Genomic DNA, 14,520 nt, shown 5'->3' on the forward strand with positions numbered 1-14,520 from the left:
TCGAAAGCGATCTGTACGGCTAATGAACAAACTTGTAATCTTTTCTTTTTTTTACCTGTTTACTTTTCCGCTGTTTGCTCAGGAGGTTAAGATATCGCATTTAAGCTGCGAATACCGCACAAATCCAATGGGAATTGATGCTGCGCAACCACATTTTAGCTGGCAAATGGTTTCGGATAAGCATAATATCATGCAAACTGCTTATCAAATTTTAGTTTCAAAAAGTCTGACCGCCCTTAAGCAAGATAAAGGTGAAGTATGGGATTCGAAAAAGATTACTTCTAATCAATCGATCCAGATAAAATATAAAGGAGCAGAACTCCAGTCAGCGCAAAAGTATTATTGGAAAATCAAAGTTTGGGATAACCAGGGCAAGCAATCTGCCTGGAGTGAACCCGCATTTTTCCAGATGGGCTTGTTAAATGCGGCTGACTGGAAGGGCGCAAAATGGATTGCTTACGAGAAACTGGCCGATTCGAACGTAAACGCGTTGCCTACGGATGGTAAAAAAGACAAATTTACCGGCAATAATATACTGCCGATGTTCCGTAAGGAATTTGCAGTAACCAAAAGCATTAAAAAGGCTACCGCCTTTATTTCCGGATTAGGCCATTTTGAGATGAGTTTGAATGGCGAGAAAGTAGGAGATGATTACTTAGCACCTGGTTGGACCAAATATGATCGCGAAGCTTTATATGTAACTTACGACATTACCAAACAACTAAAAAAGGACGCAAATGCTGTTGGCGTAATGCTTGGGAATGGCTTTTACTACATTCCACCAGTAAAAGAAAGGTACCGGAAATTAAAAGTGGCTTATGGCTTCCCGAAAATGATCTGCCGTTTACTGATCGAATATACAGATGGTACTTCGGCCAATGTAATCAGCAACGAAAGCTGGAAAACGGCACCTTCACCAGTTACTTTTTCCAGTATTTATGGTGGCGAAGATTATAACGCAGGTTTAGCACAAAAAAACTGGAACCAGGCAGCTTTCAACGATAGCAAATGGAAAACCCCTTTGGTTGTGAATGGTCCGAAGCTAAACGCCCAGAAAGAAGAGCCTGTTAAAATTTTCGATCATTTTCCGGCAAAGCAGATTACACCATCTGCTAATGGTGACTGGGTTTATGATCTCGAACAAAACGCATCGGGCATTATTGAACTCCAGGTGAGCGGCAAAAAAGGCGACACCATCCGCATTACACCAGCCGAATTATTAAAAGAAGATGGCACTGTTACCCAGAAAAACATGGGTGGGCCTGTTTACTTTACCTATATTTTAAATGGTGAGGGCATCGAAACCTGGCGGCCACGTTTTTTCTACTCGGGTTTCCGCTATCTGCAGGTTAAAGGAGGCGTTCCGGACGGGAAAGAAAACCCATTGAACAACGCCATTATCAAAGATTTAAAAGGCCTGCATGTACGCAATGCAGCTCCAACTGTTGGCGAATTCACCTCTTCAAACGAATTGTTTAACAAAACCTTTAAACTGATAGATTGGGGAATTAAAAGTAATATGGTTAGTGTTTTTACCGACTGCCCACACCGCGAAAAACTCGGCTGGTTAGAGCAATTGCATTTAATGGGCAGCTCGGTAAATTACAATTATGCTGCTGCACCATTGTTTGCAAAAGCCTCAGTCGACATGCAAAATTCGCAGCTAGCCAACGGACTCGTTCCTGAAATTGCGCCTGAGTACGTTAAATTTGAATGGGGAGGCGATATGTTCCGCGATTCGCCTGAATGGGGAAGCAGCAGTATTTTAGTACCCTGGGATTTGTACAAATGGTATGGCGATAAACAGGCTTTGGCCAATAATTATCCCACCATGCAGCGTTACATCCAATATTTAGGCACCAAAGCCAGTAACCACATCTTATCGCAAGGCTTGGGGGATTGGTATGACCTTGGGCCAAAACCACCGGGCGTTTCCCAGCTTACACCAATGGGCATTACAGCCACTGCTATTTATTATTATGATTTAAAAATCCTTGAAAAAATAGCCACCCTATTGGGTAAAAAAGCTGATGCGCTAGCATATGCCAAACTTGCAATTTCAGTACGAGATGCATTTAATGCCAAATTCTTTAATCCAGAAACCAGGCAATACGGCTCGGGTAGCCAAACGGCCAATGCCATGGCTGTTTATATGGGTTTAGTTGAAGGAAAAGATAAACAGGTAGTTATCGATAATCTTGTAAAAGACATTAGAAATAAAAACAACGGATTAACAGCAGGCGATATTGGCTATCGGTATGTACTACGCGTTTTAGAAGATGCCGGACGCTCGGATGTGATTTTCGACATGAATAGCCGTAGCGATGTACCCGGCTATGGCATGCAATTAGCCAAAGGTGCTACCGCTTTAACCGAAAGCTGGGCTGCACTACCTACGGTTTCCAATAATCATTTTATGCTGGGGCATTTAATGGAGTGGTTTTACAGTGGAGTGGGCGGGATCCGTCAGGATGAAAACTCGGTAGCCTTTAACCGGATTAAAATTTACCCTGAGATAGTTGGCGATTTAACTGCTGCAACAACGAGTTACCAATCGGCTTATGGTAAAATTGCTACCGACTGGAAAAAAACGACTGAGGGTTTCGAAATAGCCATAAATATTCCGGTGAATACCACCGCTGTGGTGTATATTCCGGTTTCAGCTAAACAAAGCCTTACAGAGGTTAACAATACTAAATTCCAAAACCTGGGCACAGCCAATGGCAGAACCCAGGTAGCGATCGGTTCGGGTTATTATAAATTTAAAGTGAAGTAGCATGAGAACGATCTGGATATATCTGATAGGCCTTTTAACAACAGCTACAGCATTTGCTCAAGAAGCTAAAAATCCGGTATCTGCTGCCGAAATGGAAAAAATTTACCAGGAAGTGAAAACGCCTTTCAAATACGGACTGGTTATGGTACCGAACGATAAAGAACATAAAATGGATTGTCCAACCATTTTTAGAAAAGGCAAATACTGGTACATGACTTATCTGATTTTTAGCGGTCGCGGTTACGAAACCTGGATGGCAAAAAGCAGCGATTTACTGCACTGGAAAAATCAGGGTAAGTTAATGTCGTTCGAAGATTCAGGCAAATGGGACGATAACCAGAAAGCAGGCTACAATGCACTTTTAGATATCAAATGGGGAGGTAGTTACCAGGCTAACAGCTTTAATGGCAAATACTGGATGTCGTATTTCGGTGGCAAAGCACGTGGATACGAGGTAGAGCCTTTATCTATTGGCATGGCTTATATAAATCAACATCCCTCGATTGTGCAGGAGTGGAAACGACTGGATCAACCGGTTTTAAGTTCGCTCGACAGCGATGTACGTTGGTGGGAAAACCGACATAAACTATTTAAAAGTACGGTGATTGCCGATCAGAAAAAGTTAACGGGCCATCCTTTTGTGATGTATTACAACGCTGTTGGCGATTCGCTGGCAAACAATAAAAAAACACGTTGGTACGAACGCATTGGCATGGCCGTATCAGACGATATGGTGCATTGGCAACGCTACCTGAAAAATCCGGTTGTACATCATCCGGTTGGCATTACTGGTGATGCGGTAATCCAGCAGATAGGAAGCAATTATGTAATGTTTTATTTCGGTGCGTTCTGGCAGGACAGAAAAGGTTCTTTTAACCGTTTTGCGGTATCTAAAGATCTCGTCAACTGGACTGACTGGACGGGTAATAACCTGATCGAATCATCGGAAAAATATGATGAGTTATATGCGCACAAATCGTTCGTCATTAAGTACAAAGGCATTGTTTTCCACTTTTATTGTGCCGTGAACAAACAAGACCAGCGGGGCATTGCTGTGGCTACTTCGAAGGATTTAGGAAAAAGTAAAGTGAATTTTGTTCAAAATTAAGAAATGAGAATACCGGGCATTTATAAGGTTTTTATGGTATCCCTGCTGGGATTATTAGCCTCGCAAAATTGTGATGCTAATCCATTATTCGTCATTTCGACCGGAGCGCAGCGGAATGCCTGCCCGTACAGGCGGGGAGAAATCTTTTCGCAAGGCACCAACCATGATAGACAATTATCGGTCGGGGAGACACCAACCGATAGAGAATCCCGAGTAAAAACCAGCTTCAACCAAGACTGGAAATTTTTCCTGGGTGATGATCCATCCGCCAGGAATTCGCTATACAATGACTCCAAATGGAGAAAAGTTAATTTACCGCACGACTGGAGCATTGAAGGGAAATTTGACGAAAAGAACCCTGCTAAACCTGAGGGTGGTGGTCTGCCGACAGGTATTGGCTGGTACAGGAAAACATTTACGGCGCCTGCCGATTTTAAAAACAAACTGGTTACCGTTGAGTTTGACGGCGTTTATAAAAACAGCGAGGTTTGGGTAAATGGCCACTATTTGGGTAAACGTCCTTATGGCTACAGCTCTTTTGCTTACGAAATCAGTAGATTCTTAAAGTCAGGAAATAACATCATTGCTGTGAAGGTTGATAATTCTTTGCAGCCTGATTCTCGCTGGTACTCTGGTTCTGGAATTTACAGAAACGTATGGTTAACTACTACTGCCAAAGTTGCCGTGGCCAAATGGGGCACTTTTGTAACTACGGGTACTGATGGAAAAGTGAGTATAAAAACGCAAATCCAGAATAAAACTTCGAAACAGCAGGCCGCAGTTTTAGTACATAGCATCTATGATGGCAATGGGAAACTGATCTTAAAAACACAGGCACAAAACATCAAAGTAGATACAGCAGGAATAATCGTTAACAGCGATAGTGAGCTTAAAAACCCTGTGCTTTGGTCGTTAAAAAGGCCTGCACAGTATAAAGTGGTTACGCAAATTTTGCAAAACAACAAGCCTATCGATACTTATGAAACTAAATTCGGATTCAGAACCTTCAATTTTGATGCAGAAAAGGGTTTTTCTTTAAATGGCTTACCAACCAAAATACTGGGTGTTTGCCTACACCACGATTTAGGTGCTTTGGGCGCTGCTGTAAATGTTCGCGCCATGGAACGCCAGCTCGAAATCATGAAAGCCATGGGGGTGAACGCCATCCGCACGGCTCACAATCCGCCAGCACCTGAGTTTTTAGATTTATGTGATGAAATGGGTTTTCTCGTAATGGATGAAGCATTTGACATGTGGGCGAAAAAGAAAAACAAAAACGATTATCACCTCAATTTCCCCGAATGGCATAAACGCGATCTGGAAGATATGATTCTCCGCGACCGCAATCACCCTTCCATTATTTTATGGAGCATTGGAAACGAAATCCGCGAGCAGTTCGACAGTACCGGTGTAGCACTAACCAAAGAGTTGGTGGCTACAGTTAAAACCCTCGATCAAAGTCGCCCGGTGATCTCGGCATTAACCGAAACCGATGCCAAAAAGAACTTTATTTACCAGGCCAATGCGTTGGATATTTACGGATTAAACTATAACCATAAATTGTATAAAGATTGGCCTAAAAACTATCCCGGCGTTAAGTTTCTGGCCACCGAAACCACATCAGCGTTAGAAACCAGAGGTTTTTATGATACGGCAGATACTATCCGTCGCTGGCCCAGGGACGGAAAAACCAAATTTACCGAAGGCAACAGCGAATGGTCGGCCTCTGCTTACGATAATGTTTCAGCTTATTGGGGCTCTACACATGAAGAAACATGGAAAGCCGCCAAAAAATACGATCATGTTTCAGGTCTTTTTGTCTGGACGGGTTTTGATTATCTCGGTGAGCCATTACCTTATCCATGGCCTGCACGCAGCTCGTATTTCGGAATTGTCGATTTAGCGGGTTTCCCTAAAGATTCGTATTACATGTACCAAAGCGAGTGGACCGATAAACCGGTACTGCATATCCTGCCACACTGGAACTGGGAAGCGGGCAAATCTGTAGAGGTTTGGGCTTACTACAATCAGGCTGATGAGGTAGAGCTGTACCTGAATGGAAAATCTTTAGGTAAAAAATCGAAACAGAATGATGATTTGCACGTGCAGTGGAACGTAAATTTTGTTCCGGGAACGCTTAAAGCCGTATCGCGCAAAAATGGAAAAGAGGTTTTGGTTCGTGAAGTAAAAACTGCCGGCGATCCGGCTAAAATTGAATTAATAGCCGATAGAAAACAGATTAAAGCCGATGGTAAAGATTTATCATTTATCACCGTACGCATTTTAGATAAAGCAGGAAATGTAGTGCCAAATGCCGATAACCTGGTTGATTTTAAAGTAGAAGGCAATGGATTTATTGCAGGTGTAGATAATGGTTTTCAGGCAAGTTTAGAGCCTTTTAAAGCGAGCTACCGCAAAGCTTTTCATGGTTTATGCCTGGCTATTTTGCAGGCTACAGAAAAAGCAGGGGTGATTAAGCTAACAGCAACATCGGCAGGTTTGTCATCGGCAGTTATAGAAATTGGAACAAATAAATAAATGCGTTGCAAAGCTGGTTGGTGTGGCACCAACCAGTAAGATATAAAAGTGTTTGTGCCCTTTGTGGTTAAAAATAAAAGATGGTTCGTGTGGACACGAACCATGACAAAAATAAATAATAAGAATAAGTGGAGAAGACGATCAATTTAAAAGGAATAACCTGGAACCACAGTCGTGGCTTATTGCCAATGGTGGCAACTGCACAGCGGTTTTCAGAATTGCACCCCAATGTAAACATCACCTGGGAAAAGCGGAGCTTGCAGCAATTTGCCGATTTCTCTATCCAGGAGCTGGCAGAGCGTTTCGACTTATTGGTGATTGATCACCCCTGGGCGGGCTTTGCCGCCAAAACCAAGTCGATTGTTCCTTTGGATTTTTATCTCAGTTACGCCTATTTAAAAGATCAGGAAGAGAATTCTGTAGGGCAATCTTACGAAAGTTATACTTACGATGGTCATTTATGGGCATTATCCATCGATGCAGCCACACCTGTAGCTGCCAGCCGGCCAGATTTACTGGCTGAAAAGGGTTTTTCCCTGCCTCAATCTTTTGAAGACTTAATGACACTGGCCGATGCAGGCCTGGTAGCCTTTGCAGGCATTCCGATAGATGTGTTAATGAATTTCTACACGCTTTGCTGCTCTTTGGGCGAAGATCCCTGCCAGAACGATGAAACTGTAATTTCAACTGAAATCGGTGTAAAGGCGCTACAAATGTACCGTCAGCTGGCATCAAAAATAGATCCCGCAAATTTCAACAGAAACCCCATTCAGGTATATGAAGCCATGACCCAAACGGATCAGATTGCTTATTGCCCCTTTGCCTACGGTTATGCCAATTATTCGAGAAATGGTTATGCACGAAAAGTGCTGCACTTTCATGATATGATATCAGTGAATGGCAAAACAAATTTAAGAAGCACCTTAGGCGGCACTGGCTTGGCTATTTCAGCTAAATGTGCCGAACTCGAAATGGCAGCCAAATATGTTGAGTTTGTTGGTTCGCCGGCTTGTCAGGCTACCTTGTATTTCGAAAGCGGAGGGCAGCCCGGGCATCTGGCTGCATGGAAAAATGAGGAGGTGAACCGCCAGAGCCAGCAATATTTTACCAACACATTACCAGCCTTACAAAGAGCATTCTTACGCCCCCGCTACCATGGCTCCATGTATTTTCAGGATCATGCCGGTGATGTAGTGCGCAATTATTTAATGGGTAAGGGCGATGAAATGACAGTTTTATCTGCGTTGAACGAGTTATATCAGCAATCTAAAAGTTTAGCAGTATCATGAACAGGCCGTTAGAAGGACTTTTGGTATTAGAGTTTTGTCAGTTTCTGGCAGGACCATCTGCTGGTTTAAAACTGGCTGATTTAGGCGCACGTGTGATCAAAATAGAACGACCACAAACCGGAGACGCCTGCCGTTCTTTATCCATCAAAAATCTTTTTGTGGATGAAGACAGTTTATTATTTCATACCATTAACCGCAATAAAGAGAGTTACACTGCCGATTTAAAAAATCCTGAAGATTTAGCAAAGCTCAAGAAACTGATCGCCAAAGCAGATGTAATGACACATAATTTCAGGCCGGGTGTGATGGAGAAAATTGGGCTGGATTACGCGCAGGTGCAACAAATCAATCCAAAAATTATTTACGGCATGGTTACCGGTTATGGCAACGAAGGCCCCTGGAAAAATAAACCCGGACAGGATTTATTGGTTCAATCTGTTTCTGGTTTAACCTTCCTCTCTGGCGTAGATACGGATGGACCGGTGCCCTTTGGTTTATCTGTTTCGGATATTATGTGCGGCAACCACCTGGCACAAGGCATTATGGCGGCCTTAATTAAGCGCGCTAAAACTCAAAAAAGTGTACTGGTAGAGGTGAGTCTGCTCGAATCTATCCTGGATGTACAGTTTGAAGTAATTACCACTTATTTAAATGATGGCGGCAAGTTGCCAGACAGGAGCGGAGCAAAAGGTAGTGCACACGCTTATTTAAGCGCACCATATGGTATGTACCAAACTCAGGATGGTTACATTGCCATGGCCATGGGCAACCTGCCGAACATCTGCGCCATTATCCGGTGCGACATCAGCGATTTGTATGTAGAAGCTGGTTCTGCTTTCGAAAACCGCGACAAACTGATTCTACGTCTGGCCGAAACCTTTAAACAGGATCTTACAGCCAACTGGGTTAATCTTTTAGAAAGTAATGGCATCTGGTGTGCCGAGGTGCTCAATTACCAAACGGCTACTGCATTAAGTACCTATAAAAACCTGGAAATAGAACAACAGCTTGAATTAGGGAACGGAAAAAACATTAAAACAACCGTTAGCCCCATCCGGCTGGATAAAAGAAAGTTATTCGCGGCTAAAGCTGCGCCAAAATTGGGTTTTGATACGGAAAGTATCAACAGAGAGTTTGAAATAAAATAAATTAATGGATTGTCATCCTGAGCTTGTCGAAGGACTTTTACGAATACTTAAAAACGTTTCGACAGGCTCAACGTGACAGTTATTCTAAATCCTTTACAAAATGAGAATGGTTCGTGTCGACACGAACCATGGAAAATAAAAAAAATAAAAATATGCGACCGCTAGAAGATTATTTAGTTATCGATTTTAGCCAGTTTCTTTCTGGCCCCTCGGCGAGTTTGCGTTTAGCCGATATGGGTGCGCGTGTAATCAAAATTGAACGTTTGGGCGTTGGCGACATTTGCCGTACGCTTTATACCTCCAATCTGATTATGAATGGCGAATCGTCGGTTTTTCATGCCATCAACCGGAACAAGGAAAGTTTTGAGGTTGATTTAAAAAGTGAAGAAGACTGCGAAATGGTTCGCGAGCTTTTAAAAAAGGCCGATGTTATGATTCATAACTTCAGGCCGGGTGTAATGGAGCGTTTAGGTTTCGATTATCCGGCAGTTAGCGCTTTAAATCCAGCTATTGTATATGGCGAAATATCGGGTTACGGTACTGCGGGCGAATGGAAAAATAAACCGGGGCAGGATTTACTCCTACAATCGGTTACTGGTCTAACATCACTTACCGGAAATGCAGATAGTGGACCTGTGGCTATGGGCTTATCCATTATTGATATGCTGGCCGGTGCACATCTCGCCCAGGGAATTTTAGCCTGCCTGTACCGCAAGGCTGTAAAAAATCAAGGCGGTTTTGTACAGGTGAGCATGATGGAATCGGCCTACGATTTTCAGTTTGAAACCATTACCACCTTCATGAACGACGGTGGTAGTTTGCCTGAGCGATCTAAACAAAACAATGCCAACGCTTATTTAGGTGCTCCTTACGGCATTTACCAAACCGAAAACGGTTACCTGGCACTGGCCATGGGCTCTATACCACAGCTGGGTAATTTGCTGGGTTGTGAAAAACTGGAAGAGTACGTTGAAGTTAGCGAAGCTTTTGACAAACGCGACGAGATTAAAGCCATTTTAGCCAGTCATTTGCTTACCCAAACCACCGAAAAATGGCTTTCTAAATTAGAACCGGCAGATATCTGGTGTTCGGATGTATTAAACTGGAATGCTTTAATGGCGCACGATGGCTTTAAGGTATTGAACATGATCCAGGAAGTGCAAATGGTTGATGGTTACCGCTACGAAACTACCAGATGTCCAATCCGGATTGATGGAGAATTATTAACTTCACCGAAAGGTTCACCCAAATTGGGACAGGACAACGAAAAAATCATCAAAGAATTTATAACTCATACCACTATAAATGCCTAATCAAGCCGAAACTTTCAGAATAGCCGTACGTAAATTTGGTCCTTTTGAATCTGCCATGCAGAAATTCTGGGACAGCTATTGTGCCTTTTCTGGCTGTACACTCCAGCTGGAAATGCAAATTATGGATTTACACGAGCTTTATGAAAGTACCATTACCAATCAGGGCTTAGCTAAAGGTGCATTTGATATTGCGCACATCAATACCGATTGGGTGTATGAAGGCTACCTGAACCAGGCATTTGAGGTTTTAAATCCTTATATCAACACCAGTAAACCCGTAGATTTTCCTAATGGCTGGAGCAAATCGCTACTTGGTTTACAGCGCTTTGGCTGGGAAGTAGTGGGTTTGCCTTTTCACGATGGTCCGGAATGTTTTATTTACCGCAAAGATTTGTTTGAGAGCGAAACCGAACAAGCCAATTATTTAAAGCAGTTTGGAAAAGCGCTTACAGTGCCCCAAACCTGGGAAGATTTTCATCAGGTAGCGCGTTTTTTTAACCGCCCGGACGATAATCTATATGGCAGCATCTTTGCCTGCTATCCCGATGGGCACAATACCGTTTTCGATTTTTGCCTTCAACTATGGACCAGAGGAGGCAGCCTGGTCGATAAAAAAGGAAACATTCAAATCAACTGCCCAGCGGCTGTAGAAGGTCTTGATTTTTACCGCAAGATCGTAAACGATCAAACTGCAGTTCATCCGAAATCAAAAGATTTTGAATCGGTTGCGGCCGGTGTAGCTTTTGCCAATGGCGAAGCCGCCATGATGATTAACTGGTTTGGTTTTGCGGGTATGTGCGAAGTAGATGCCAATTCGAAGGTAAAAGGTAAAGTAGGTGTCGATTTGTTACCCGCAGCAGCTGGTAAGGCATCGGCATCCTTAAATGTATACTGGCTTTACACCATTGCCAAAGGCAGTAAAAATAAAGAAGTGGCTTACGATTTCCTGAAATTTGCCACGAATGCCGCGCAAGACAAGTTATTGACTCTTGAAGGTGGAATCGGTTGCCGCCTATCGACCTGGAAAGATGCAGAAGTGAACGAAATTATTCCATACTACCATAAATTAGAACAGTTACACGAGGTGGCCAATATGCTGCCACAGCATAAAAACTGGACTCAGATTGCCAAAATTATTGATGAAATGGTTTTAAAAGCCATGAATACCACAGCCGAAACTTCCGGTTTAATTGAGGCAGCCCAAAACCAGATTAACAAATTGAACTAAATGAGTATCGATATCCAATATAAACCAGTTTTACCCGAAACCAAACAGCCAATTATCATCATTGGTGCCGGCGGAATTGTGGCTGATGCACATCTGCCTGCTTATAAAATTGCGGGCTTTGAAGTATATGGCATTGTAAACCGGACTAAAGCCAGGGCACAGAAACTGGCCGATGCTTTCGGCATCCCACATGTTTTTGATACTGTGGCTGAAGCCGTTGCTGCAGCGCCTGAAAATACAGTGTTCGATATTACCATTATGCCCGAGCAGTATATCGAAACCCTAAAGCAATTACCTGATGGTGCAGCGGTTTTAATTCAAAAACCCATGGGCAATGATTTTAACCAGGCAAAAGAAATTCTGGCTTTATGCCGGGCCAAAAACCTCAAAGCAGCCATTAACTTTCAGCTGCGTTTTGCACCTTTTGTAAGTGCTGCAAAATACCTCATTGATAAAGGTTTGATTGGCGAACTCTACGATATGGAAGTCAGGGTAACCATTAAAACCCCCTGGGAAATTTTTCCGCATGTGATCATCCATCCACGTTTAGAGATTCAGTATCATAGCATCCACTATGTTGATTTAATCCGTTCATTTTTGGGCAACCCCAATAGTGTGCTGGCAAAAACCTTAAAACATCCTGCCAAAAGCTTATCCTCATCACGTTCGACCATTTTGTTTGATTATGGCGATACCATGCATGCCGTAATCAATACCAACCACGATCATGATTTTGGTCCGAGGCATCAGGAAAGCTATATCAAATGGGAGGGAACCAAAGGCGCTATTGTGGCCAAAATTGGCTTATTGATGGATTATCCGCATGGTGTGCCCGATGTGTTTGAGTATTGTGTGGCAGAAGCAGGTAAAACACCCGAATGGCAAACCGTAAAACTGGAAGGCTCCTGGTTTCCGGAAGCATTTATTGGCACTATAGCCAATTTAATGCGTTACAGTGAAGGATCAAGCCCCGTTTTACACACCAGTGTTGAGGATGTGATTGATACGATGGCTGTAGTAGAGAGTGCATATAGATCCAGTGATACTGGTGGTGTAAAGGTTAAATAATCGTCCTCGTTTGTAACGAGGATGAACGAGAATGGCGATTATATCGCCAGAATAATATAGTTTTTGTTTACACGAGGATAATTAATCGTCATCTTGAACTGAAACATAAAAGATAACTTAACACATCGTCCTCGTTTTTAACGAGGATGGGTGAGAACGGCGATTGTATCGCTTATAAAAAAATTAAACTATGTATTTCAAATCCACATTTTTTGAAGATTACCAGTTACAGGATAAACGCATTACCTTAGGCCGTACCATCACAGAAACCGATTTTGTGGTGCATGCAGGCCATACCGGCGATTTTTTTCCGCATCACATGGATGCCGAATGGTGTGCCACGCAACCGTTTAAACAGCGCATTGCACATGGTACCATGATTTTTAGTATTGGTATTGGCCTTACCGCTTCGGAGATTAACCCCGAAGCCATGAGTAAAGGTTATGATAAACTTCGTTTCGTAAAACCGGTGTTTATTGGCGATACCATCCACTCAGAAGTCACCATTTCTGAAAAAGGAGAAAGCAAAAGGCCAGAATATGGCACCGTAACCGAACATGTAGAAATCATTAACCAACACGGAGAAGTCGTGTTAGTCTGCGACCATTTACTTGTAGTTAAAAAGGTTCATTAGTTCTGTAATCATTCGTTCATTAGTCAGGATGATTATATCCACCAAGGCCACTAATGAACAAATGACACCAATGAACTATTGAACGAATGAACCAATAAACCAAATATAATGAACCACAACACCGCATCCGAAATTGTAACTGAAAACAATTCCTCATCGGGAAAGAAGTACCTATTACCATTTATACTCGTAGTGAGTCTGTTTTTCCTCTGGGGAATGGCGCACAATCTCGATTCGATCCTTATCCCGCACCTTAAAAAAGCCTGTAATTTAAATAACCGGCAATCTACCTTAATTGATACTTCTGTTTTCTTTGCCTATTTCTTAATGGCCATTCCGGCAGGTATTATTTTAAAGAAATGGGGGTATAAGGCTACTATGATTTCGGGTCTGCTGGCTTTTGCAATTGGTGCCTTTTTATTTGTTCCGGCAGCCAATAACCTCTCGTACATTACCTTTCTGGTTGCACTTTTTATCATTGGATGTGGTTTAACCATGCTCGAAACTTCGGCCAATCCTTATGCCGCAGTTTTAGGCGATCCGGCAAAAGCCACGAGCAGGTTAAATCTTGCCGCATCATTTAATGGTTTAGCAGCCATGGTTGCGCCCATGATCGGTGGTTTATTCATCCTTTCCGGAAAATCACATACTAAAGATCAACTTGCGGCCATGAGTGCTGAGAGCCGAAACAGCTATTTTTTGGAAGAAGCAGCATCAGTTAAAACACCTTATATCACCCTAGGGATCATTTTACTGGTCATTGCAGTTATATTTTATTTCATCCACCTGCCCGAAATTAAAACCAAAAGTATTGATGGTGAGGCTAAAGGTAGTTTTTTTGGTGCATTAAGGCATAAACACCTGAGGTGGGCCGTGGTTGCGCAATTTTTTTATGTTGGCGCGCAGGTTTGTGTCACCAGTTTTTTCATCAGAATGGCCCAGCAAGGTGGTGGTTTCGACGAGAAAACCGCAGCATCTTATTTAGCCATTTATGGTTTATTATTTACGGTAGGCCGTTTTGCAGGTACAGCTATTCTCCAGTTTGTATCTTCCAATAAACTACTGGCTATTTATGCCGTTATCTCTGTTTTGTTGTGTCTGGTGGCTATTTTAGGGCAGGGTTCTTACGTGGTGTATGCTTTAGGCGGACTTGGATTTTTTATGTCGATCATGTTCCCAACCATTTTTGCACTGGGTATCGATGGTATTGGTGATGATACCAAACCGGGCTCTTCATGGTTAATTATGTCAATTGTGGGCGGTGCCATTCTACCTTTCGGCATGGGTACCCTGATTGATCTGTACGGTGATAACATTCAGATTGGTTATAGCATCCCGTTAATTTGCTTTATAGTAGTACTTTATTTCGGTTTAAGCGGATATAAAATGGCGCGTAAATCATAATTCTACCTGCGAAA

Annotated in this window: 10 protein-coding genes; all 10 read left to right on the forward strand. The window is 42.7% G+C overall.

The window, feature by feature from the left end; genetic code table 11:
- The first annotated feature begins 22 nt into the window (after nucleotides 1–22).
- The 10 genes from OC25_RS18510 (at nucleotide 23) to fucP (ending at nucleotide 14,506) form a co-directional block, all read left to right on the forward strand.
- Nucleotides 23–2,776 (forward strand): family 78 glycoside hydrolase catalytic domain, encoded by a 2,754-nt coding sequence (locus tag OC25_RS18510; RefSeq protein WP_039479116.1) that lies wholly within the window; start codon nucleotides 23–25, stop codon nucleotides 2,774–2,776.
- A gap of 1 nt (nucleotide 2,777) precedes the next feature.
- Nucleotides 2,778–3,884, forward strand: a complete 1,107-nt coding sequence (locus OC25_RS18515; protein ID WP_039479117.1) for a glycoside hydrolase family protein — start codon at nucleotides 2,778–2,780, stop codon at nucleotides 3,882–3,884.
- Between the two features lie 3 nt (nucleotides 3,885–3,887).
- Nucleotides 3,888–6,422 (forward strand): glycoside hydrolase family 2 TIM barrel-domain containing protein, encoded by a 2,535-nt coding sequence (locus OC25_RS18520; protein WP_245222067.1) that lies wholly within the window; start codon nucleotides 3,888–3,890, stop codon nucleotides 6,420–6,422.
- Nucleotides 6,423–6,550: 128 nt separating this feature from the next.
- Complete coding sequence (locus tag OC25_RS18525; RefSeq protein WP_039479118.1) at nucleotides 6,551–7,711, forward strand: ABC transporter substrate-binding protein; 1,161 nt, start codon at nucleotides 6,551–6,553, stop codon at nucleotides 7,709–7,711.
- Nucleotides 7,708–8,859 (forward strand): CaiB/BaiF CoA transferase family protein, encoded by a 1,152-nt coding sequence (locus OC25_RS18530; protein ID WP_039479120.1) that lies wholly within the window; start codon nucleotides 7,708–7,710, stop codon nucleotides 8,857–8,859. Before OC25_RS18525 ends, OC25_RS18530 begins: the two co-directional genes overlap by 4 nt.
- A gap of 152 nt (nucleotides 8,860–9,011) precedes the next feature.
- A complete protein-coding gene (locus tag OC25_RS18535) occupies nucleotides 9,012–10,172 on the forward strand; it encodes a CaiB/BaiF CoA transferase family protein (protein ID WP_039479253.1) in 1,161 nt (386 codons plus the stop codon).
- A complete protein-coding gene (locus OC25_RS18540) occupies nucleotides 10,165–11,400 on the forward strand; it encodes an extracellular solute-binding protein (RefSeq protein ID WP_039479122.1) in 1,236 nt (411 codons plus the stop codon). The genes OC25_RS18535 and OC25_RS18540 overlap by 8 nt, the downstream gene beginning before the upstream one ends.
- The gene (locus OC25_RS18545; RefSeq protein WP_052266308.1) at nucleotides 11,401–12,468 is read left to right on the forward strand and encodes a Gfo/Idh/MocA family protein; all 1,068 of its coding nucleotides are present in this window, start codon (nucleotides 11,401–11,403) and stop codon (nucleotides 12,466–12,468) included.
- A 190-nt stretch (nucleotides 12,469–12,658) separates the two neighbouring features.
- Nucleotides 12,659–13,102: a MaoC/PaaZ C-terminal domain-containing protein gene (locus OC25_RS18550; RefSeq protein WP_039479123.1), complete on the forward strand. Its 444-nt coding sequence runs from the start codon at nucleotides 12,659–12,661 to the stop codon at nucleotides 13,100–13,102.
- 108 nt (nucleotides 13,103–13,210) lie between these two features.
- Nucleotides 13,211–14,506: an L-fucose:H+ symporter permease gene (gene fucP / locus OC25_RS18555; RefSeq protein ID WP_039479124.1), complete on the forward strand. Its 1,296-nt coding sequence runs from the start codon at nucleotides 13,211–13,213 to the stop codon at nucleotides 14,504–14,506.
- The last annotated feature ends 14 nt before the right edge of the window (nucleotides 14,507–14,520 follow it).

The sequence above is a fragment of the Pedobacter kyungheensis genome (assembly GCF_000812965.1).
GTDB lineage: Bacteria > Bacteroidota > Bacteroidia > Sphingobacteriales > Sphingobacteriaceae > Pedobacter > Pedobacter kyungheensis.

Coding starts and splice junctions, on each gene's coding strand:
- OC25_RS18510 (WP_039479116.1), top strand. CDS start 23: ATGAACAAACTTGTAATCTTTTCTTTTTTTTACCTGTTTACTTTTCCG.
- OC25_RS18515 (WP_039479117.1), top strand. CDS start 2,778: ATGAGAACGATCTGGATATATCTGATAGGCCTTTTAACAACAGCTACA.
- OC25_RS18520 (WP_245222067.1), top strand. CDS start 3,888: ATGAGAATACCGGGCATTTATAAGGTTTTTATGGTATCCCTGCTGGGA.
- OC25_RS18530 (WP_039479120.1), top strand. CDS start 7,708: ATGAACAGGCCGTTAGAAGGACTTTTGGTATTAGAGTTTTGTCAGTTT.
- OC25_RS18535 (WP_039479253.1), top strand. CDS start 9,012: ATGCGACCGCTAGAAGATTATTTAGTTATCGATTTTAGCCAGTTTCTT.
- OC25_RS18540 (WP_039479122.1), top strand. CDS start 10,165: ATGCCTAATCAAGCCGAAACTTTCAGAATAGCCGTACGTAAATTTGGT.
- OC25_RS18545 (WP_052266308.1), top strand. CDS start 11,401: ATGAGTATCGATATCCAATATAAACCAGTTTTACCCGAAACCAAACAG.
- OC25_RS18550 (WP_039479123.1), top strand. CDS start 12,659: ATGTATTTCAAATCCACATTTTTTGAAGATTACCAGTTACAGGATAAA.
- fucP (WP_039479124.1), top strand. CDS start 13,211: ATGAACCACAACACCGCATCCGAAATTGTAACTGAAAACAATTCCTCA.